18 protein-coding genes are annotated in these 20,895 nt (G+C 56.9%); 11 read left to right on the top strand and 7 right to left on the bottom strand.

Annotation, left to right across the window (positions count from 1 at the left end):
- Nucleotides 1–26 precede the first annotated feature (26 nt).
- Genes fruA through fruB form a run of 3 tightly spaced genes read right to left on the bottom strand, consistent with a single transcriptional unit; the run spans nt 27 to nt 3,789 of the window.
- Entirely contained in the window at nt 27–1,703 is a 1,677-nt protein-coding gene (gene fruA / locus KOSB73_RS21385; protein WP_024359214.1) for a PTS fructose transporter subunit IIBC, read from the bottom strand.
- A 16-nt stretch (nt 1,704–1,719) separates the two neighbouring features.
- Nucleotides 1,720–2,658, bottom strand: coding sequence for a 1-phosphofructokinase (gene fruK, locus KOSB73_RS21390; RefSeq protein WP_004103928.1), 939 nt, complete (start codon nt 2,656–2,658; stop codon nt 1,720–1,722).
- Nucleotides 2,659–3,789: a fused PTS fructose transporter subunit IIA/HPr protein gene (gene fruB / locus KOSB73_RS21395; protein WP_004870368.1), complete on the bottom strand. Its 1,131-nt coding sequence runs from the start codon at nt 3,787–3,789 to the stop codon at nt 2,659–2,661.
- A 331-nt stretch (nt 3,790–4,120) separates the two neighbouring features.
- On the opposite strand from fruB, the gene setB reads away from it, so the two are divergent.
- A complete protein-coding gene (gene setB, locus KOSB73_RS21400) occupies nt 4,121–5,302 on the top strand; it encodes a sugar efflux transporter SetB (protein WP_004870366.1) in 1,182 nt (393 codons plus the stop codon).
- Between the two features lie 25 nt (nt 5,303–5,327).
- On the opposite strand, the gene KOSB73_RS21405 is transcribed toward setB, so the two are convergent.
- On the bottom strand, nt 5,328–5,582 hold the full coding sequence (locus tag KOSB73_RS21405; RefSeq protein WP_004870363.1) for a YkgJ family cysteine cluster protein: 255 nt from the start codon (nt 5,580–5,582) through the stop codon (nt 5,328–5,330).
- Nucleotides 5,583–5,730: 148 nt separating this feature from the next.
- Between KOSB73_RS21405 and yeiP the strand changes: the two genes are divergently transcribed.
- From yeiP to yejF, 10 genes are all read left to right on the top strand, one after another.
- Nucleotides 5,731–6,303 carry an elongation factor P-like protein YeiP gene (gene yeiP / locus KOSB73_RS21410; RefSeq protein WP_004122911.1) on the top strand — a complete coding sequence of 191 codons (573 nt, stop codon included), beginning with the start codon at nt 5,731–5,733 and terminating at the stop codon, nt 6,301–6,303.
- Nucleotides 6,304–6,619: 316 nt separating this feature from the next.
- Nucleotides 6,620–8,086 carry a mannitol dehydrogenase family protein gene (locus tag KOSB73_RS21415; protein WP_098140970.1) on the top strand — a complete coding sequence of 489 codons (1,467 nt, stop codon included), beginning with the start codon at nt 6,620–6,622 and terminating at the stop codon, nt 8,084–8,086.
- A gap of 119 nt (nt 8,087–8,205) precedes the next feature.
- Entirely contained in the window at nt 8,206–9,183 is a 978-nt protein-coding gene (locus KOSB73_RS21420; RefSeq protein WP_024359216.1) for a CobW family GTP-binding protein, read from the top strand.
- A 35-nt stretch (nt 9,184–9,218) separates the two neighbouring features.
- The gene (locus KOSB73_RS21425) at nt 9,219–9,932 is read left to right on the top strand and encodes a phosphatase PAP2 family protein (protein ID WP_024359217.1); all 714 of its coding nucleotides are present in this window, start codon (nt 9,219–9,221) and stop codon (nt 9,930–9,932) included.
- Nucleotides 9,933–10,358: 426 nt separating this feature from the next.
- Nucleotides 10,359–10,928, top strand: coding sequence for a bifunctional murein DD-endopeptidase/murein LD-carboxypeptidase (gene mepS, locus KOSB73_RS21430; protein WP_004122922.1), 570 nt, complete (start codon nt 10,359–10,361; stop codon nt 10,926–10,928).
- A 190-nt stretch (nt 10,929–11,118) separates the two neighbouring features.
- On the top strand, nt 11,119–12,681 hold the full coding sequence (locus KOSB73_RS21435; protein ID WP_024359218.1) for a cyclic di-GMP phosphodiesterase: 1,563 nt from the start codon (nt 11,119–11,121) through the stop codon (nt 12,679–12,681).
- A gap of 70 nt (nt 12,682–12,751) precedes the next feature.
- Complete coding sequence (locus KOSB73_RS21440; RefSeq protein ID WP_049088513.1) at nt 12,752–14,557, top strand: extracellular solute-binding protein; 1,806 nt, start codon at nt 12,752–12,754, stop codon at nt 14,555–14,557.
- Between the two features lie 9 nt (nt 14,558–14,566).
- A complete protein-coding gene (locus tag KOSB73_RS21445; RefSeq protein ID WP_004122930.1) occupies nt 14,567–15,661 on the top strand; it encodes a microcin C ABC transporter permease YejB in 1,095 nt (364 codons plus the stop codon).
- Nucleotides 15,661–16,686, top strand: a complete 1,026-nt coding sequence (locus tag KOSB73_RS21450) for an ABC transporter permease (protein ID WP_024359220.1) — start codon at nt 15,661–15,663, stop codon at nt 16,684–16,686. The genes KOSB73_RS21445 and KOSB73_RS21450 overlap by 1 nt, the downstream gene beginning before the upstream one ends.
- Before the next feature lies 1 nt (nt 16,687).
- A complete protein-coding gene (gene yejF / locus KOSB73_RS21455; RefSeq protein ID WP_024359221.1) occupies nt 16,688–18,277 on the top strand; it encodes a microcin C ABC transporter ATP-binding protein YejF in 1,590 nt (529 codons plus the stop codon).
- Nucleotides 18,278–18,280: 3 nt separating this feature from the next.
- On the opposite strand, the gene KOSB73_RS21460 is transcribed toward yejF, so the two are convergent.
- The 3 genes from KOSB73_RS21460 to rsuA all read right to left on the bottom strand — a co-directional run bounded on the left by KOSB73_RS21460 (nt 18,281) and on the right by rsuA (nt 20,868).
- On the bottom strand, nt 18,281–18,625 hold the full coding sequence (locus KOSB73_RS21460) for a YejG family protein (RefSeq protein WP_004133916.1): 345 nt from the start codon (nt 18,623–18,625) through the stop codon (nt 18,281–18,283).
- 330 nt (nt 18,626–18,955) lie between these two features.
- Nucleotides 18,956–20,152, bottom strand: a complete 1,197-nt coding sequence (locus KOSB73_RS21465) for a Bcr/CflA family multidrug efflux MFS transporter (protein ID WP_004122939.1) — start codon at nt 20,150–20,152, stop codon at nt 18,956–18,958.
- A complete protein-coding gene (gene rsuA, locus KOSB73_RS21470; protein ID WP_024359222.1) occupies nt 20,149–20,868 on the bottom strand; it encodes a 16S rRNA pseudouridine(516) synthase RsuA in 720 nt (239 codons plus the stop codon). The genes KOSB73_RS21465 and rsuA overlap by 4 nt, the downstream gene beginning before the upstream one ends.
- Nucleotides 20,869–20,895 lie beyond the last annotated feature (27 nt).

Genomic DNA, 20,895 nt, shown 5'->3' on the forward strand with positions numbered 1-20,895 from the left:
CCCTTGAGAAGCGTTTGCTACGTCGATCAGGCGGCTTGAACTTCAGGACGTTTCAGCACCGCGTAGGAGAGACCTGCGACCAGCGTACCGACCACAATCGCCATCAGGTAGCCAAGCACCGGCGTAATCGCACCAGGGATCAGCAGGACGAACAGACCGCCGTGCGGCGCCATCAGCTTCGCGCCAACCCACATGGACATCGCGCCGGTCACCGCGCCGCCAACGATACAGCAAGGCAGGACGCGCATCGGGTCACGGGCGGCGAATGGAATAGCCCCTTCGGTGATAAAGCACAGACCGAGAACCAGCGCGGCCTTTCCGCCTTCCTGCTGCGCTTTGTCGAACTTTTTACGCGCAATCAGCGTCGCCAGGCCCAGGGCCAGCGGTGGAACCATACCCGCCGCCATGATGGCCGCCATCGGCGCATAAGTCTGGGTACTCAGCAGGCCAACACCAAACGCGTAGGCCGCTTTGTTCACCGGACCGCCCATATCGGTACACATCATACCGCCGAGGATCGCACCGAGCAGAACCGCGTTCGCCGTGCCCATAGTTTGCAGCCAGTGGGTCAGACCTTCGAGGATCCCGGCAACGGGTTTACCAATCAGGTAAATCATCGCCAGACCGACGATCAGGCTGGAAACCAGCGGAATGATCAGGATCGGTTTCAGCGCTTCCATACTTTGCGGCAGCTTCAGCTTCGTACTGATCGCTTTCGCCACATAACCGGCAAGGAAACCGGCGATAATACCGCCGATAAAGCCAGAACCGGTGCTCACCGCCAGCATACCGCCGATAAGACCCGGCGTCAGGCCAGGACGGTCAGCGATAGAGAAGGCAATAAAGCCCGCCAGAACCGGTACCATCAGCGCGAAGGCTGAGCCACCGCCGATTTGCATCAGCGCCGCGGCCAGGGTGTCTTTCACCTCAAAGGCTTTAATACCAAAAGCGAAGGAGAGCGCGATACACAGACCGCCCGCCACCACCATCGGCAGCATGTACGACACGCCGGTCAGCAGGTGACGATAGGCGCCCGCAGACTCTTTTTTGCCTTCCGCCGCGGCCTGGGATTTACCCGCAGGCTGATACGGTTTCGCTTCAACCACGGCTTTATCCAGCTCCTGCGCGGTTTTCTTCAGCGCCAGACCGGTGGTGGTGCGATACATCGGCTTACCGGCGAATTTCGCCAGATCCACTTCGATATCGGCAGCGACGACCACCAGATCCGCCTGTTCAACCTCTTCCGGGGTGATTGCATTGCCCGCGCCTACGGAGCCGCGCGTTTCAACCTTCACCCACCAGCCGCGTTTTTTAGCTTCGGTTTCAATAGCTTCCGCCGCCATAAAGGTGTGCGCGACGCCGGTCGGGCAAGCGGTGACCGCCACAATGCGTTTTGGGCCGTTAGCCGCAGTCGGCAACGCAGCAGCGGCCGGAGCGGCGTAAGGCGTCGCGTGGCTTTTGGCCTCACCGAGGAACAGCTCCGGGTGAGCCACGGCGCGGTTGATATCGCCGAGATACACCTTTTTGCCGTTCAGCGCGCTGTCGGCCGGCAGCGCCGTGCCCAGCACAATCGCCAGCTCAGCGTCGTTTGGGTTATCAATCAGTTCGAGTTGCGCTTTTTGCGCCGCGGTGCTTAACAGGGTCTTCGCCATATAGGCGCGGGCCTGTCCAAGCCCGGCATCAATAATCAGCAGCGTTTTCATTATGCCTCTCCTGCTGTTAATTAAAGGGTTGTAAGTCGACGCGCGCCATCATTGCGGCCAACTGGGTACGATCGGTAATACCGACATTGCTCTGACTCACCGCCAGCGCGGCGACTGCCGTTGCCAGGCGCAGCGTATGTTCGCTGGACTCACGCATCAGCAGGCCATAAATCAGGCCGCCAACCATAGAGTCGCCGGCGCCAACGGTGCTAACCACTTCAACGGAAGGCGGTTTGGCAATCCATTCTCCGGATGCGTTGACCCACAGGGCGCCTTCTTCGCCAAGAGAGATAACCACGTGGGCGATCCCCTGCTCACGCAGCGCATGAGCGGCTTCAATGACATCTTTCATCTCAGGCAGCTTGCGGCCAGCCCAGATTTCCAGCTCGCGACGGTTAGGTTTCACCAACCACGGCGCCGCTTTCAGCCCCGCAACCAGCGCTTCTCGGCTGCTATCAAAAATGATGCACGGGCACTGGCTACGCAGACGGGTCATCCAGTCGGTGAACGCTTCCGGGCTCACGCCGGACGGCAGGCTGCCGCTTACGCAGACCATATCGAACTGGCCCAGCCAGCTCAGAGAATCGTTAACAAAACGCTCCCAGTCGCCCGGCGTCACTTCAAAGCCGGAGAAGTTAAAGTCGGTGACTTCGCCATCTTTCTCAGTCAGCTTGACGTTGATACGGGTACGGCCCTGAACGACCTGAAAACGGTTTGCGATGCCCAATTCACTGAACAGCTGCTGAAAACCATCCTGATTGTCTTTACCGAGGAAACCGCCAACGGTGACGTCGATACCGAGATCTTTCAGCACTTTTGCAACGTTGATCCCCTTCCCTGCGGCGTGCAAACCGGTGGTGCGAACGAGGTTAACCTCGCCGCGTTCAATTTCCGGGGTAAAACCCACCAGGTCATAGGCCGGGTTTAAAGTAATCGTTGCGACACGTCTGCTCATTTATGCGCCCTCCCCAAGGCCTGCGGCGATCGCTTCGCCAATCGCATCCAGCGCCTGCTGCGCATCTTCACCCTGCGCGGTAAAGCGCAAGCGGTGACCTTTCTTCACGCCCAGCGCCACGACTTTCATCAGGCTGCGGCCGTTTGCCGGTTTGCCCGAACCATCAAGGTTGGTGACGGTAATGTCGCTGGAGAATTGTTTAATGGTATTAACCAGCATCGTGCCGGGACGCGCGTGCAGCCCGTGCTCGTTGCGGATAACGTATTCCGCGCTGAGAACATCTTCGGCAATCGCATCGTCGCTGGTCAGGAGAGCCAGCAGCGTGGCGCCATCAGCCTTCAGCAAGCGGTCAGCTTTTTTATCCAGGAGCAGATTGCTCAGGCGATTAAGCACCGCCGTCGGCTGGTCATCGGCCATCGCGACGGTGATCAGCAGAGAAACCGGCTGCTCATCGCTGGTGAAGGCGTTGGCCGCGCGGCTGACGGCAACGGCGCTGCGCAGGTTGCCTTCGGTGCTGTCGTTCAGCCAGATGCCCTGACCAAGGTTCAGCGGTTTATCATTAATCGTACGGCTAACAAAGGAAGCATCGACGGCGCCGGCTTCTTTCAGCCGCGCGGCGTTCAGCGCCTGCAGGGTCAGCAAATCGCTGGCCGCAACGTCCAGGGTCAGCGTCTCGTTATCCAGCTTCAGCGCTTCGCTCTGCTTTTCGCCCATCAGCAGGGCGCGCAGCTCTTCGGCGGTCGTCGCGGACTTAAGCTGTTCAGCCACGGAGTCGTCGCTCAGCACGTGGGTCAGCTGACGCAGCAGCCCAAGGTGTTCATCCGAGCTGGCGGCGATACCGATGGCGACGTAGGCGGTTTGCCCTTCGCCCCAGGTCACGCCCTGAGGGAACTGGTAAACCTGAACGCCGGTTTTCAGCACCTGGTCGCGGGTGTCGGTGGTACCGTGCGGAATCGCAATACCGTTCCCCAGAAAAGTGGAGGTTTGCTGCTCGCGAGCCAGCATCCCGTTGACGTAGCCGTCTGCCACGTTGCCCGCGCTGACCAGCGCGGAGGCAACCTGACGAATAGCCTCTTCTTTATTACCGGCCTGCTGACCGGGATGAATATCCTGTACAGATAACTGGAACATGGTTCTCCTCTCCTGCTGAATTGAATCGTTTCAGCTACTTTGAGAAAAAATGCGTCATCTACCTGCCGGAGAATCTCCCGATGACGCTGAAACGTTTCAAGAAGTCTGTACCTTTATTAGCCATCAGGCAAGGAAAGTTGGAATCCTGATAACAGAAGTTAGAGATACAGCACACTTTTGCTGAAGCGGGAGCGCCGAGACCGGCAAAACTTCAGCTTTCTGCTGAAGTTTGATTTTGAAACGTCTTTTTGATTTATTCGTGCCCTGGTACTGTTCATTTTCTGAGTGACGGCGTAAACTCCGCGACTCCTGAAAACCGATGAACGCCGACATGCAAAACAGTAGCGCCGCCCTGCCACGACGCGGGTTTGATCTCACCTCTTCCGCCTTTCTGATCGTCGCCTTCCTGACGGGTATCGCCGGGGCACTCCAGACGCCGACGTTGAGCCTGTTTCTGACTAACGAGGTTCACGTCCGACCGGCGATGGTCGGCTTCTTTTTTACCGGCAGCGCGGTGATCGGCATTCTGGTAAGCCAGTTCCTCGCCGGGCGTTCGGATCGCAAAGGCGACCGCAAGCGGCTGATCGTCTTCTGCTGCCTGATGGGCGTGCTGGCCTGCGTGCTCTTCGCCTGGAACCGTAACTACTTTATTTTGCTGTTCGTCGGCGTATTTCTCAGCAGCTTCGGCTCCACCGCGAACCCACAGATGTTTGCCCTCGCCCGCGAGCATGCGGACAAAACGGGCCGCGAGGCGGTCATGTTTAGCTCGATTCTGCGCGCTCAGGTGTCGCTGGCATGGGTTATTGGGCCGCCGCTGGCCTACGCGCTGGCGATGGGTTTCGGCTTTACCGTGATGTATCTCAGCGCGGCGGTCGCCTTTGTGGTCTGCGGCGCGATGGTCTGGTTTTTTCTTCCCAGCATGCGTAAAGAGCCGAAGATCGCTACGGGCCATCTCGAAGCGCCGCGCACCAACCGCCGCGACGCGCTGCTGCTGTTTATCATCTGTACGCTGATGTGGGGAATCAACAGCCTGTACATCATTAATATGCCGCTGTTTATCATCAATGAGCTGCATTTATCGGAAAAGCTGGCGGGAGTCATGATGGGCACCGCCGCCGGGCTGGAGATCCCGACCATGCTGATTGCGGGCTACTATGCCAAACGCTTCGGCAAACGCTTCCTGATGCGCATTTCGGCGGTGGCCGGCGTGCTGTTTTACGTTGGCATGCTAACCGTACATACCCCCGGACTGCTGCTGGCCCTGCAGGCGCTGAACGCCATTTTCATCGGTATTCTCGCCGGTATCGGCATGCTCTATTTTCAGGATCTGATGCCCGGACAGGCGGGTGCGGCCACTACGCTTTATACCAATACCACGCGCGTTGGCTGGATTATCGCCGGTTCGCTGGCGGGCGTCGTCGCGGAAATCTGGAGCTATCACGCCGTCTTCTGGATTGCGCTGGTGATGGGCATCGCCACTCAGGCCTGCCTGTGGCGTATTAAAGACGTTTAAAGGATGTTCGCGCCGGCTTGCGTCGTCACGATGAAGTGCTCAGTTCAAGATGAAGCAGCCAGATCATGGCGTCATCGCGATTGGTGGCGCACATTTCCGCTTCCGGCTTCAGGCTGGCGCATACTTTCGGCCTTAACGGCGAGCCAAAAATATGACACAGGTTATTTTCCGATAGCTGTACGCAGCGGGTGTTTGCCGGCTTGCCCTGCGGCATGCCCGGGATAGGGCTGGAGATAGAAGGAGCGATACAGCAAGCTCCGCATTCAGGGCGGCATTCCATAATCGACTCTTCCGATAACGCGTTTAGCAGCCCAGCCTAAACGTTTTGCCTGAAGATAGCAAAACAGGCGAATTCCACTTGCCTGAAAGGCCCGGCGCGAGTAGTTTTACGCGATATTTTCGACCCTTTAAGTGACAGGATGACTGCAATGCCAAGAGCGAATGAAATTAAAAAAGGTATGGTGCTGAATTACAACGGCAAACTGCTGATTGTTAAAAATATTGATATTCAGTCACCGAGCGCCCGCGGCGCAGCGACGCTGTACAAAATGCGTTTCTCCGATGTGCGCACCGGCCTGAAAGTGGAAGAACGCTTTAAAGGCGACGACATCGTCGATACCGTCACCCTGACCCGCCGCTTCGTTGACTTCTCCTATATCGATGGCAACGAATACGTCTTTATGGATAAAGAAGATTACACCCCGTATATCTTCACCAAAGAGCAGATCGAAGAAGAGCTGCTGTTTATGCCGGAAGGCGGCATGCCGGATATGCAGGTTCTGACCTGGGACGGCCAGCTGCTGGCGCTGGAGCTGCCGCAGACCGTGGATCTGGAAATCGTAGAGACGGCGCCGGGTATCAAAGGCGCATCCGCAAGCGCCCGTAACAAACCGGCGACGCTGAGCACCGGCCTGGTCGTTCAGGTGCCTGAATACCTGAGCGCGGGCGAGCGCATTCGTATCCATATCGAAGAGAGCCGCTACATGGGCCGCGCGGACTAAACTCTGCGTTTGCAACATCATAAAGGGCAGCCAGCGGCTGTCCTTTTTTTCGCACCTTATCCGCAGCGCCTGGCCCTCTCTCTGCTGGCAACGTTGCTCTCCCTTCACACGCCGCAAAGTTGTTATACCAAAAGTAATTAAACTGTCGCTACTTTCCGCCATTAAGCGCGCCCGCTTTTCAAGCCAGCCGGGTAGCCAGCCAAAAAATGATGACCGAGCTCACATTAAGCGGATAAACAAGGCTCACCAATTTAATTTGTTGTCATATAACTTTACACTGGGAATGTTAATTATCCGTTAATCAGGTGTGTTAAGAATGACTACCATAGCTACGGCTACGCTGCCGGAAGGCGTACAGCTCCCTCAATATGACCGCAGTCATCTGCGTTCGCGTATTGTGCATTTTGGTTTCGGCGCGTTTCATCGCGCGCACCAGGCGCTCCTCACCGATCGGGTGCTTAACGCCGGCGGCGGGGACTGGGGGATTTGTGAGATCAGTCTGTTCAGCGGCGATCGGCTGATGAGCCAGCTTCGCCAGCAGGACCACCTGTTTACCGTGCTGGAAAAAGGCGCCGAGGGCAATCAGCCAATCGTGGTCGGCGCCGTCCATGAATGCCTGAACGCAAAACTGGATTCGCTGGCCGCGATTATTGAGAAATTTTGCGAACCGCAGGTCGCCATCGTCTCTCTGACCATCACCGAGAAAGGCTACTGCATCGATCCGGCCAGCGGCCTGCTGGACATGTCGCAGCCGCGCATTATCCACGATCTGCAAAACCCGACGCTGCCGCAATCGGTTCCCGGCATTCTGGTCGAAGCCTTATCGCGCCGCCGTCAGCGTGAACTACCGCCGTTTACCGTCCTCTCCTGCGATAACATCCCCAACAACGGGCATGTGGTGAAAAACGCCGTGCTGGGAATGGCCGAAAAACGGAGCCCGGAGCTGGCGCAGTGGATCGCCGAGCGCGTCAGCTTTCCCGGCACCATGGTTGACCGTATTGTGCCAGCCGCCACCGATGAATCGCTGGCGGAAATTAGCGCCGCGTTGGGCGTAGAAGACCCCTGCGCCATCAGCTGCGAACCCTTCATTCAGTGGGTCATCGAAGATAACTTCGTTGCCGGACGCCCGGCGTGGGAAACCGCGGGCGTTCAGATGACCGATGACGTACTGCCGTGGGAACAGATGAAGCTGCGGATGCTCAACGGCAGCCACTCGTTCCTCGCCTGGCTTGGCTATCTGGCAGGTCATGCGCATATTAGCGACTGCATGCAGGATCCGATTTTCCGCGGCGCCGCATACCGACTGATGCTTGACGAACAGGCGCCGACCTTATCTATCCAGGGCGTGGATCTGACGGCGTATGCTGACAGCCTGATCGCACGCTTCAGCAATCCGGCGCTGAAGCATCGCACCTGGCAAATCGCCATGGACGGCAGCCAGAAACTGCCGCAACGTATGCTTGACGGTATTCGCGTCCACCTTGCGCAAGGCAGCCGCTGGCCGCTCCTGGCGCTCGGCGTCGCGGGCTGGATGCGCTACGTCAGCGGTATTGACGATGGCGGAAATGCCATTGATATTCGCGATCCGCTGGCCGATAAGATACAGAAACTGGTCTCCGCCAGCGATGAACACCAGCGCGTGGCGGCCCTGCTCTCGCTTGAGGAGATCTTCGGCCGCGACCTGCCGCAGGATCCGCAGTTTGTCGCTCACATCACCGCCGCATGGCATCAGCTTGCCGCCTTTGGCGCGCGGCAGGCGATTGCCGGCACGCTGAACGCTTAACAATAACTGCCTTTTAGCGGACAGAATCCCCTTCTGTCCGCGCTAAGTCTTCTCTTTCTCCCTTTTTTTCGTCAGGATAGGCGTAACTGTTACAACATTACATTTATCCTGGAGAAAAAGTGACCAAAACCAACTTGATCACGGGGTTTCTCGGCAGCGGCAAAACCACGACGATTCTGCATCTGCTGGCCAATAAGCCCGCGGATGAAAAATGGGCCGTGCTGGTCAACGAGTTTGGTGAAGTGGGTATTGACGGCGCGCTGCTGGCGGAAAGCGGCGCGCTGCTCAAAGAGATCCCCGGCGGCTGTATGTGCTGCGTAAACGGCCTGCCAATGCAGGTCGGGCTCAATACCCTGCTACGCCAGGGCAAACCCGATCGCCTGCTGATAGAACCCACCGGGCTGGGCCATCCTAAACAGATCCTCGATATGCTGACCGCCGCGGTATACGAGCCGTGGATCGACCTGCGCGCTACCCTGTGCGTGCTGGACCCGCGCCAGCTGCTGGACGAAAAAGCGGTGACCAACGACAACTTTCGTGACCAGCTGGCGGCCGCTGACGTTATTATCAGCAATAAAGCCGACCGCTCGACGGAGGAGAGTCAACGCGCCTTTGCCGCATGGTGGCAAGCCTACGCAGGCGATCGCCGATTCGTCAGCGCCACGCGGGGTAATATCGACCCGGCGCTGCTTGATTTACCGCGCCGCAACCTTGCGCCGCTCCCCGCCAGCGCCGAACACGCCCACGGCCACGAGCAGAAACAAGGCCTTGCGGCACTGAGCCTCCCCGCCCATCAGCGCTGGCGCCGCAGCCTCAATAGCGGTCAGGGCTATCACGCCTGCGGCTGGATTTTTGACGCTGAAACCGTTTTCGACACCGTTGCCCTGCTCGAATGGGCGCGCCTGGCGCCGGTCGGGCGCGTCAAAGGCGTTATGCGCATTGCGGAGGGGCTGGTACGGATCAATCGTCAACAGCTTGATCTGCATATTGAGACGCAGAACGTCTCCCCACCCGACAGCCGCATCGAGCTGATTGCCGATACTGAGACGGACTGGAACGCACTGCAGGCCTCCTTGTTGAGGATTCGTTTAAGTTAAGACGGCTATGGTTGCCGTCGTTTACCCAATACATGATAGTTATGATTAAAAATCGAATTCCCCTTATCCTGCTGCTGAACGCGGCGGGTATAGCGCTTTTTTGTTCATGGTACCTTCCCGTTAACCATGGTTTCTGGAATCCGCTGGACTCAGCGATCTTCTATTTCTTTAATCACCTGGTTGGCGTGAGCACCGCCTATACCTGGCTGCTGGCGATTATCAATAACCGCGCCTTTGACGCCTGCTCGCTACTGGCGATGGGCAGCCTGATGCTGAGCTTCTGGTTCAAAGAGCAGAGCGCCGGACGCCGCCGGGTGATTATCATCGGCCTGGTGATGCTGCTGGCTGCCGTCATTATCAATCAGCTGGCCCAGCACCTGATGCCGGTTAAGCGCGCCAGCCCTTCGCTCTCTTTTACCGACATCACCAAAGTGAGCGATGTGATCTCATTCCCCACCAAAGACGCTTCAAAAGATAGCTTCCCGGGCGATCACGGGATGATGCTGCTGATATTTGCGTCATTTATGTGGCGTTATTTTGGTCGCCGGGCGTTTGCTATCGCGCTGGTGATATTCGTGGTGTTCGCTTTCCCACGCGTGATGATTGGCGCCCACTGGTTTACCGATATTGCAGTCGGCTCATTAACGGCGGTGCTCATTGGCGCCCCCTGGGTATTGATGACCTCATTGAGCGATAAGGTTATTGCCTTATTTGAGCGCCACCTTCCGGGTAGAAAAGCAAAAAATTAAATCTATCTTTACAATTAATTAATATCATTCATAAGGGATCGTTCTGGGTCCCTTTTTTTGCCCGCGCCTGTTTTCTCATCACGTATCATCTTCCTGTCATATTAATCATCTTAAAAATGAGTAAATTGCGTATTTTTTACCCACCACTGCCGCTATTTTGTCCTTTGCCGATGATTCACTTTTTGTCGCAAAAATACTTATAAGAAAATGCGTAAAACCGCTCGCCATCCCCCGGTTGATCGGGTAACCTCAATCTCGTTTTGCCTCGTCAGCAACATCAATTCATAGAATGAATAAATTTGTGCGTGACTCCACAGTTTTATGCTTACGGAATTGTCTCATTGCGACCAGGTAATTAGGCTCTAACACGTTTGGCATTTTTTATAACGACATTGTCGTTAAGGACAACAAGGGATAACACACAGCATGGTCAAATCTCAGCCGATTTTGAGATATATCTTGCGGGTCGCCCCCGCGATTGCAGTTGCGGTTCTGCTTTCCGCGTGTAGTTCAAATAGTACCGCCAGAAATATGCATTCTGAGACGCTTGCTGTGGGTAGTGGCGATTTATCATCACTGCAAGCCTCTCAGGATGAATTTGAAACGATGGTCCGCAACCTGGACGTGAAGTCCCGCTTGATGGATCAGTATGCCAGCTGGAAGGGCGTGCGTTACCGCCTCGGCGGCAGCACCCGTAAAGGCATCGATTGTTCCGCCTTTGTGCAACGGACTTTCCGTGAACAGTTTGGCCTGGAACTGCCGCGCTCCACTTCAGAGCAGCAGGATTCCGGAAAATCGATCAGCCGCGCCCAGCTGCGTACCGGTGATTTAGTTCTGTTCCGCGCCGGCTCCACGGGCCGCCACGTTGGTATCTATATCGGCAACAATCAGTTTGTTCATGCATCCACCAGCAGCGGTGTGACCATTTCAAGCATGGATGAGCCATACTGGAAAAAGCGCTATAACGAAGCGCGACGCGTTCTGAGCCGTTCGTAATCGTCTTCTGCCGTTGGTTAATCCCTTGGCCAACGGAAGAAACAAAAAAACACTGCCGAGGCGGTGTTTTTTTTTGCTCGCCAGCCAATAAACTTCGTAAAATAAGCTATGTCTTTAAGCAGGGATAGAAAAAGCGTTTTTCTATCAGCCCTTTGGCGCACATCAACAATACGGACTGACTATATAGCCTATGCCTACCCGTCACCTCGCTCCCCGGCGAAAAAACTGGCTGACCAGTATATGTATTGGAATAGCCGTCGCCCTGCTGGCCGGTAGCATCCAGTTTATGGTGATTTATCACAACCGGGCGGAGCGTTTTGACGTCATTATTAACAACGTCCATACCTATCTGCAGGACTATTTTCACGATTTAAATCAGACTATCCACGGCCTGCAGCCGCTGGTCGATGAGCCATGTGAGAACGTTGCCTCAGGCTTAACCGCCCATGCGGCCTTCAGCCCAAACGTACGCGCCGTCCTGCTGGTCAAAAATGGCCTCGCGTTTTGTTCCTCCGCTACAGGCGCGATGAGTACGCCCTTAACCCAGCTCATACCGCAGCTTGATGTTACTCAAGCGGTCGATATGGCGATTCTGCCCGGGACGCCAATGATGCCCAAAAGCGCCGCGCTGGCGTTGTGGGTTCGTAGCCCCCACGGCGGGAAAGACGGTATTTTTGTCTCGATTAATGCCAACCTGACGCCCTATATCCTCTATTCAGCGCGACAGAATGATTTCAGCGGCCTGGCGCTGGCCATTAAGGACGTCGCCATTTCCACCTTCAGTAACCAGCTCATCGACCCGCAGACCCTGCTCTCGCCGCCTATTCGCCAGACGCAAATTGACGGCCTGCCGCTGAAAGTCTATCTCTACGCCAACAGCTGGCTGGCGGAGAATACGCAGTTCGCTCTGCTGCTGGGCGTCGTGTGCGGACTGCTGGCCGGACTTTTAAGCTACTACGTTCTCACCATTAAGTCGGACCCGCGTAAAGAGCTTCTGCTGGCCATCAAAAACGATCAGTTTTACGTGGTCTATCAACCGGTGGTGAGGTCAGAGACGCTACAAATCAGCGGCGTTGAGGTGCTGATGCGCTGGCGGCATCCGGTGGCCGGCGAGATCCCTCCCGATGTCTTTATCAACCTTGCAGAAACCCAGCAGATCATCGTTCCGCTTACCCGCCATCTCTTAACGTTGATTGCGCAGGATGCGCCTGTTCTGCAAACGCTCCTGCCCGCCGGAAGCAAGCTGGGGATCAATATTTCCCCCATTCACCTACACGCCGGGAGCTTTCAGCAGGATCTGCAGCGATTTACCGCCGCTATGCCGACCGACCATTTTAGCGTGGTGCTGGAAATCACCGAGCGCGCGATGATCGATAAAAATCGTTCCTTAGAAAACTTCGACTGGCTGCACGAGCAGGGTTTTGAAATTGCGATTGATGATTTCGGTACCGGCCATAGCGCGCTAATTTATCTGGAACGCTATAACTTTGATTACCTGAAGATAGACCGCGGCTTCGTACAGGCTATCGGCACGGAGACCGTGACCTCGCCGGTGCTGGACGCGGTTATCACCCTAAGCCGCCGGCTGAAGCTCACCACCGTCGCCGAAGGCGTGGAAACGCAGGAGCAGGCGGAATGGCTGCGCGATCATGGGGTAAATTATTTGCAGGGATACTGGCTAAGCCGGCCGCTGACGCTGGAAGCGCTGATCGCCGCCCATGATGAACCGGCGAAATATTTCCCAACCCGCTAAGGGTCCTTTATTATTTGCTATCAGAGGCCGGGCCGTTTCAGGCCCGGCATGGGAGGACGAGATCCTGGTTATTTTTGCGCGCATCAGCCTGATACTGCTGGCCTTATTTAGCCTGCAGAGCCAGGCGCAAACCATTAAAGAGAGCGACAGGTTCGCGATTATCGGCGAGCCGAAATACGCCGCAGGCTTTACCCATTACGATTATGCCAATCCCGCCGCGCCTAAAGGCGGCGCAATTACCCTCGCCGCCATCGGTACCTTTGATAATTTCAACCGCTACGCCATGCGCGGCAACCCGGGTATTCGTACCGAAAGCTTATACGATACGCTCTTCACCACCTCTGACGATGAGCCCGGCAGCTACTATCCGCTGATTGCCGAGCATACGCGCTACGCCGATGATTTTTCGTGGATGGAGATTACGCTCAATCCGCGCGCCCGCTACCACGACGGCAGCCCCATCACCGCCAGCGATGTCGCGTTTACCTTCCAGAAGTTTATGACCGAAGGGGTGCCGCAGTTTCGCCTCTATTATAAAGGCACCCGCGTAAAAGCCATCGCTCCGCTCACCGTGCGCATTGATTTAGCCGCCCCGGGCAAAGAGAACATGCTTAGCCTGATGACGCTGCCCGTTATGCCGGAAAAATACTGGAAGAATCATAAGCTCAGCGACCCGCTCTCTGCGCCGCCGCTGGCCAGCGGCCCGTATCGCATCACCGCCTGGCGCATGGGCCAGTACATTACCTACTCGCGGGTAAAGGACTACTGGGCTGCCGATTTGCCGGTCAACCGCGGGCGCTGGAATTTCGACTCGCTGCGCTACGACTATTATCTGGATGACAACGTTGCTTTCGAAGCCTTTAAGGCCGGCGCCGTCGACCGCCGCGAAGAGAACGTTGCCAAAAACTGGGCGACCCGCTACGTTGGACGCAACTTTACCCACGGCTATATCGTCAAAGACGAATACACCAACACCTCGGCGCAGAACACGCAGTGGCTGGCGTTTAATATTCAGCGCCCGGTATTTTCCGATCGCCGGGTGCGCGAAGCCATCACCCTCGCCTTTGATTTTGAATGGATGAATAAGGCGCTGTTCTATGGCTCCTACAGCCGCGCCAACAGCTTCTTTCAGAATACCGAATACGCGGCGCGCGATTATCCGGATGCCGACGAGCTGGCGCTGCTGACGCCGCTGAAAAAAGAGATCCCGGCCGAAGTCTTCACGCAGATATACCGGCCGCCAATTTCCAGCGGCGATGGTTTCGCTCGCGCAAACCTGCTGAAAGCGGATGCCATCCTTAACCAGGCGGGGTGGATAGTGAAAAACCAGCGCCGGATGAATGCGAAGAGCGGCAAACCGTTACGCTTTGAGCTGCTGCTTCCCTCCGGCAGCAGCGATCGCTGGGTCCTGCCCTTTCAGCACAATCTTCAGCGGCTCGGCATCGTTATGGATATCCGCCAGGTCGACAACTCCCAGTACAGCAATCGCAAGCGCAGTCGGGATTACGACATGATGCCAAACGTCTGGCGCGCCACGCCCTGGCCCGACACCGGCCTGCAAGTCTCCTGGGACTCCCAATATATTAACTCCAGCTACAACGCCTCTGGGGTCCAAAGCCCGGCCGTCGACCAGCTCATCGCGCAGATTATTCGCTGGCAGGGTAATAAGGAAAAGCTGCTGCCGCTGGGCCGGGCTCTCGACCGCGTGCTGACGTGGAACTATTACATGCTGCCGATGTGGTATATGGCCCAGGACCGAACCGCATACTGGGACAAATTCTCCTTCCCGCAGACCCGCGCGATCTACTCCTCCGGTTTCGAAAACGGGTGGTACGACGCAAGCAAAGCGGCCAGACTCCCCGCGGACAGACGCTAAGGAATTAAGATGGGTGCATATCTGCTCCGCCGACTACTGCTCATCATCCCCACCCTGTGGGCGATTATCACCATTAACTTTTTTATTGTGCAGATTGCGCCCGGCGGCCCGGTCGATCAGGCGATTGCGGCGATTGAGTTCGGCGATCGCGGCGGCTTGCCCGGCGCCGGTGACGGCGGGATGGCCGCCAGCCATGCGCGTACCGGCGTCAGCAACATCAGCGATGGGCACTATCGCGGCGGGCGCGGGCTGGACCCGGAAGTGATTGCCGAGATAACCCACCGCTACGGCTTTGATAAGCCTCTGCACGAGCGCTATTTTAAAATGCTCGGAGATTACCTGCGCTTTGATTTTGGCGATAGCCTGTTTCGTAGCTCATCGGTGCTGCAGCTGATTAAAGACAGCCTGCCGGTCTCTATCACCCTGGGCTTATGGAGTACGCTCATTATCTATCTGGTGTCGATTCCGCTGGGGATCCGTAAAGCGGTCAGCAACGGCAGCCATTTTGACGTCTGGAGCAGTACGCTGATTATTATCGGCTATGCGATCCCAGCGTTCCTGTTCGCCATTTTGCTGATCGTTATCTTTGCCGGCGGCAGCTATTTCGATCTCTTTCCGCTGCGCGGGCTGGTGTCCGCCAACTTCGACAGCCTGCCGTGGTACCAAAAAATCCTCGACTATCTCTGGCATATCACCCTACCGGTGCTGGCAACGGTGATCGGCGGTTTTGCCGCCCTCACGATGCTGACCAAAAACAGCTTTCTTGATGAGATCCGCAAGCAGTACGTGGTTACCGCCCGCGCCAAGGGGGTAAGCGAAAAGCAGATCCTCTGGGGACACGTGTTTCGCAACGCGATGCTGCTGGTGATCGCCGGTTTCCCGGCTACCTTTATCAGCATGTTTTTTACCGGCTCGCTGCTGATTGAAGTCATGTTCTCTCTTAACGGACTGGGGCTGCTGGGCTATGAAGCCACCGTATCTCGCGATTACCCGGTCATGTTCGGCACGCTGTATATTTTTACCCTGATTGGCCTACTGCTGAATATCATCAGCGATATCAGCTATACGCTGGTCGATCCGCGTATCGATTTTGAGGGCCGCTAATGTCATTTTTTAGTCCCGTCAATCAGGCCCGCTGGGCGCGTTTTCGCCACAACCGCCGCGGCTACTGGTCGCTATGGATCTTTTTAGCGCTTTTCGCCTGTAGCCTGTGCGCCGAGCTGATTGCTAACGATAAGCCGCTACTCGTCCAGTACCGCGGCAGCCTCTACGTCCCGCTCCTGAAAAACTACAGCGAGACCACCTTCGGCGGCAGCTTTACCACCGCCGCCGACTATCAGGACCCGTGGCTGCAAAAGCGGCTGGACGATAACGGCTGGGCCCTGTGGGCGCCGGTTCGGTTCGGCGCGACGACCATAAATTTCGCCACCGATGCGCCCTTCCCTTCGCCGCCGTCAGCCCAGAACTGGCTTGGCACCGATGCCAACGGCGGGGACGTGCTGGCGCGAATTCTGTACGGTACGCGCATTTCCATTCTCTTTGGTCTGCTGCTGACCTTCTTCTCCAGCGTGCTGGGCGTGATGGCCGGCGCCGTTCAGGGCTATTACGGTGGAAAGATTGACCTCTGGGGACAGCGGTTTATCGAGGTATGGTCGGGAATGCCGACGCTGTTTCTGATTATCCTGCTCTCAAGCGTTGTGCAGGCCAACTTCTGGTGGCTGCTGGCCATTACCGTGCTGTTCGGCTGGATGACGCTGGTCGGCGTCGTCCGCGCCGAGTTCCTGCGCACCCGTAACTATGATTATATCCGCGCCGCGCAGGCGCTTGGCGTCAGCGATCGCGCGATTATTCTGCGCCATATGCTGCCTAACGCCATGGTCGCCACCCTGACCTTCCTGCCGTTCATTCTGTGCAGTTCGATAACCACCCTGACCTCGCTCGATTTTCTCGGCTTTGGCCTGCCGCTGGGCTCTCCTTCGCTGGGTGAACTGCTGTTGCAGGGTAAAAACAACCTTCAGGCGCCCTGGCTGGGCATCGCCGCCTTTCTGTCGGTGGCGGTGCTGCTGACGTTATTGATTTTTATTGGTGAGGCGGTTCGCGATGCCTTTGACCCAAGCAAGGCGGTGTAGCATGACGCAACCTCTGTTAGATATCGATAACCTCTCCATCGCCTTTCGCCAGCAGGGAGAAACCACCTCCGTCGTCAGCGAACTGTCGCTGCAGATTGCCGTCGGCGAGACCCTGGCGCTGGTCGGCGAGTCCGGCTCCGGTAAGAGCGTAACCGCGCTATCGGTGCTGCGGCTGCTCCCGTCGCCGCCGGTCAGCTATCCCACCGGCGATATCCGCTTTCATGGTCAGTCGCTGCTGCACGCGGATGAGCGCACCCTGCGCGGCGTGCGCGGTAACCGCATCGCGATGATCTTCCAGGAGCCGATGGTTTCGCTTAATCCGCTGCATACCCTGGAAAAACAGCTGTACGAAGTGCTCTCCTTGCATCGCGGGATGCGTAAAGAAGCGGCGCGCGGAGAAATCCTCGACTGCCTGGAGCGCGTCGGGATCCGCAATGCGCCCCGGCGGCTGGCTGACTATCCGCATCAGCTGTCCGGCGGCGAGCGCCAGCGGGTGATGATCGCCATGGCGCTATTGACCCGCCCGGAGCTGCTTATCGCCGACGAACCCACTACCGCGCTGGACGTCTCGGTGCAGGCGCAAATCCTCACGCTACTGCGCGAGCTGAAGCAAGAGTTAAATATGGGGCTGCTGTTTATCACCCATAACCTGAGCATCGTTCGTCAGCTCGCCGATCGCGTCGCGGTGATGCAGAACGGCCGCTGCGTCGAACAAAACGGCTGCCAGGCGCTGTTTTTCGCCCCCGAACACCCTTATACCCGCCGCCTGCTGGACAGCGAGCCGTCGGGCGATCCCGTCCCGCTCGCGCCCGATGCCCCGGTATTACTGCGGGCGGAAAACTTGAGTATCGCCTTTCCGATACGTAAAGGTCTGCTGCGACGGGTTGTCGATCATAACCGCGTCGTTAATGCCGTCAGCTTTCATTTGCGCGCGGGAGAAACGCTGGGGCTGGTCGGCGAGTCAGGATCGGGCAAAAGCACCACCGGGCTGGCGCTTCTGCGTCTGATTCATTCCGCTGGCGCGATCGCCTTTGACGGTGAGGCGCTTCAGGGACGTAACCGTCAGCAAATGCTGCCGCTGCGTCGCCGCATGCAGGTGGTGTTTCAGGACCCTAACTCATCGTTAAACCCGCGGCTCAACGTGCTGCAAATTATTGAAGAGGGACTGCGCGTTCATCAGCCGACGCTCACGCCCGCCGAACGGGAACAGGCGGTGATTCAGGCGATGCAGGAGGTAGGTCTCGATCCGCAATCCCGGCATCGCTACCCTGCCGCCTTCTCCGGCGGCCAGCGTCAGCGCATCGCTATCGCCAGGGCGCTGGTCGTCAAACCGCAGCTTATTGTGCTGGATGAGCCCACCTCATCGCTGGATAAAACCGTGCAGGCGCAAATCCTCGCGCTGCTGAAGGCGTTACAGCAAAAGCATCAGCTGGCCTATATTTTTATCAGCCATGATTTACGCGTCGTACGGGCGCTGTGTCATCAGGTGATGGTGCTGCGGCAGGGAGAAGTCGTCGAGCAGGGTGAGTGCGAGCGCGTATTTACCGCTCCGCAGCAGGAGTATACCCGTCAGCTGCTGGCGTTGAGCTGACGGTCAGAAGGGGTTGTTGCCGGAGAAGGGTTCAGCAATCGCCACGCCGAAATTTTTCAGGCGACAGGTCGCGGCAAATTCGTCCTGACGGTTAACAAACAGGCACGGTTCCCCTTCGCATTCCACGACAGAACTGTCGACCTCGATGTCGCTAAGGGCCTGGCTGAGTTTATGCATGACCGGCCACGCGCTTTCGCCATCGGGGCTGAGTAGTTTCAACGCCACGAGGCTGTTTTCACTCTGCGAGCCGTTTTGCGGAATCGGTTCAACTCTTGAACCTGCAAAACCGGCCAGCCAGCGATAGCTCTGCGGCAGACGGTGTACGATAGAGAGTTGCAGTGTATTCACGTGTTTACCCCGGAAGCAAAATACTTCACAATAATTTTACATCAATACTAACACATTATTGACAACTAGTCCTAATCCTGCACAGAAAACGCTTACACCAGTGGCATAGCCGTGTTATTGGTTTGTAATGTAAAAGTTTATAATTGTGCAGGTGGAACATCTTCGGGCTATATGTACCCGTTTCTGTGATCTAAAACAACTTTTTTATCGCAATCATGCGACTTTTAGAGCGATTTGATTTTACATAAAATAAACAAATTACTGAACTGAGAAGCCGGCTTCGGTTGATATGCATCAAAAAAAGGGGCGATATCGCCCCCTGAAAGTCGCTTAGCGCGCGGCTTTGCGCCGTCGGCTGGCGTAGAGATAAAAGAGAATGGAGCTGCTGGCGCAGAAGGCGATGGAAATCAGCATTGGCCAGGCGGTGGTAAACGTTGCCATCGATAGCAGCGCGCCGACAATGGCGCCAATGCCGAAACGGAAAGTGCCTGCCAGCGAGGAAGCGGTCCCCGCCATATGCGGAAACTCATCGAGAATCACCGCCATCGCGTTGGAAGAGACCATCGAAACGCAGCCGATGAACGCCGCTACGCCAAACACCAGCGCCCAAAAACCCACGTCAAACAGCGCGCACACCACCATCCATACCGCCATGGCAAACTGGATCCACAGCCCGGCGCGGAACATATTCAGCGCCCCAACCCGCCGCACAAACCGGCTGTTGATCATGGTCATGACAAACAGGAAGACGACGTTCAGCGCAAAATAGTAGCCAAAGTGCTGCGGGGAAACGTGGTTAATATTGATATACACAAACGGGCCGGCGCTCAGAAACGAGAACATCCCGGCGAAGCTAAAGCCGCTTGCCAGCATATAGCTGAGCACTCGCTTATGGCGAAACAGGGTCGCGAAGTTGCCTAACGTAGTACGAATGTGAAACTTCTGCCGGCGTTCCGGCGGCAGGGTCTCGCTAATAAAGAACGCGATCATCGCCGAGGCTAAGAGTGCAGCCAGCGCGAGGATCCAGAAGATCGCATGCCAGCTAAACCACACCAGCACAGCGCCGCCGACCATCGGCGCCACCAGCGGCGCGACGGTCGTCACCAGCATGACGAACGACATCATCCGCGAGAACTCTTCTTTGGGATAGATATCGCGCATCAGGGCGTTAATCACCACGCTCGCCGCCGCGGCCGCCAGACCGTGGAAAAAGCGCATGGTAATCAGCATATCGATAGTCTGCGACAGCGCGCAGGCCACCGCCGCCGCGGCAAAAACCAGCGTACCGCCAAGAATAACTGGCTTACGCCCTAAGCTGTCCGCCATCGGGCCATACAAGAGCTGGCCGAGGGCAAAGCCCAGAATATAGGTGCTCAGCGTCATCTGCGCGCTGCCGTCCGGCACGTTAAACTGCGCCGCGATCACCGGCAGCGCCGGAAGATACATATCAATCGACAGCGGCATTAACATCGCCAGCAGGCCAAGAATAAACACAATCCCTAATGAAGAATTCTGCTTTGCCGTCACGTTTTACTCCGCGCATGTTGGCCGCCGACGCTGGCAATTTCAGCTTCCGTCAGCGGACGATACTCACCGGGCGCCAGCGCCGCATCAAGCGCAATGTCGCCAATACGTTCGCGATGCAGGCCCACTACATGGTTACCCACCGCGGCAAACATTCGCTTAACCTGATGATAGCGCCCTTCGCTAATGGTCAGGCGGACCTCGGTCGGGGTCACGACTTCCAGCACCGCCGGTTTGGTCAGCTCTTTCTCATTATGCAGCTGAACGCCTTTGGCAAACTGCTCGGCGGTCGTCTCATCAACCGGGTTTTCCAGCGTCACCAGATAGGTTTTTTCACAATGATGGCGAGGAGAAGTAATGCGGTGAGACCACTGACCGTCGTCGGTCATCAGCACCAGCCCGGTCGTGTCGATATCCAGGCGACCCGCAGCATGCAGCTTGTGCGCCACCGGCACGTCGAGGAAATAAAGCACCGTCGGATGATCCGGATCGTCGGTGGAACACACGTAACCCTGCGGCTTGTTAAGCATAAAGTAGCGCGGGCCGTTCTGCTGAACCAGCGTATTGCCGTCGTACTCGACGTCGTGCTCCGGCAGAAGCTTGAAGGAAGTGTCTTTTACAATGTCGCCGTCCACGGTAACGCGGCTGCCGCGGATTTCACGCCCGGCAATAGCCCGGCTAACGCCAAGTTGCTGAGCGATAAACTTATCAAGTCGCATGAGATTTTTTTAGCCTGTAAGAGTGCT

Source organism: Klebsiella grimontii, assembly GCF_900200035.1.
GTDB lineage: Bacteria > Pseudomonadota > Gammaproteobacteria > Enterobacterales > Enterobacteriaceae > Klebsiella > Klebsiella grimontii.

What these genes read in the sequence shown, in the direction of transcription:
- fruA (WP_024359214.1), bottom strand. Translation starts at nt 1,703, where the DNA reads ATGAAAACGCTGCTGATTATTGATGCCGGGCTTGGACAGGCCCGCGCC.
- fruK (WP_004103928.1), bottom strand. Translation starts at nt 2,658, where the DNA reads ATGAGCAGACGTGTCGCAACGATTACTTTAAACCCGGCCTATGACCTG.
- fruB (WP_004870368.1), bottom strand. Translation starts at nt 3,789, where the DNA reads ATGTTCCAGTTATCTGTACAGGATATTCATCCCGGTCAGCAGGCCGGT.
- setB (WP_004870366.1), top strand. Translation starts at nt 4,121, where the DNA reads ATGCAAAACAGTAGCGCCGCCCTGCCACGACGCGGGTTTGATCTCACC.
- KOSB73_RS21405 (WP_004870363.1), bottom strand. Translation starts at nt 5,582, where the DNA reads ATGGAATGCCGCCCTGAATGCGGAGCTTGCTGTATCGCTCCTTCTATC.
- yeiP (WP_004122911.1), top strand. Translation starts at nt 5,731, where the DNA reads ATGCCAAGAGCGAATGAAATTAAAAAAGGTATGGTGCTGAATTACAAC.
- KOSB73_RS21415 (WP_098140970.1), top strand. Translation starts at nt 6,620, where the DNA reads ATGACTACCATAGCTACGGCTACGCTGCCGGAAGGCGTACAGCTCCCT.
- mepS (WP_004122922.1), top strand. Translation starts at nt 10,359, where the DNA reads ATGGTCAAATCTCAGCCGATTTTGAGATATATCTTGCGGGTCGCCCCC.
- KOSB73_RS21435 (WP_024359218.1), top strand. Translation starts at nt 11,119, where the DNA reads ATGCCTACCCGTCACCTCGCTCCCCGGCGAAAAAACTGGCTGACCAGT.
- KOSB73_RS21445 (WP_004122930.1), top strand. Translation starts at nt 14,567, where the DNA reads ATGGGTGCATATCTGCTCCGCCGACTACTGCTCATCATCCCCACCCTG.
- KOSB73_RS21450 (WP_024359220.1), top strand. Translation starts at nt 15,661, where the DNA reads ATGTCATTTTTTAGTCCCGTCAATCAGGCCCGCTGGGCGCGTTTTCGC.
- yejF (WP_024359221.1), top strand. Translation starts at nt 16,688, where the DNA reads ATGACGCAACCTCTGTTAGATATCGATAACCTCTCCATCGCCTTTCGC.
- rsuA (WP_024359222.1), bottom strand. Translation starts at nt 20,868, where the DNA reads ATGCGACTTGATAAGTTTATCGCTCAGCAACTTGGCGTTAGCCGGGCT.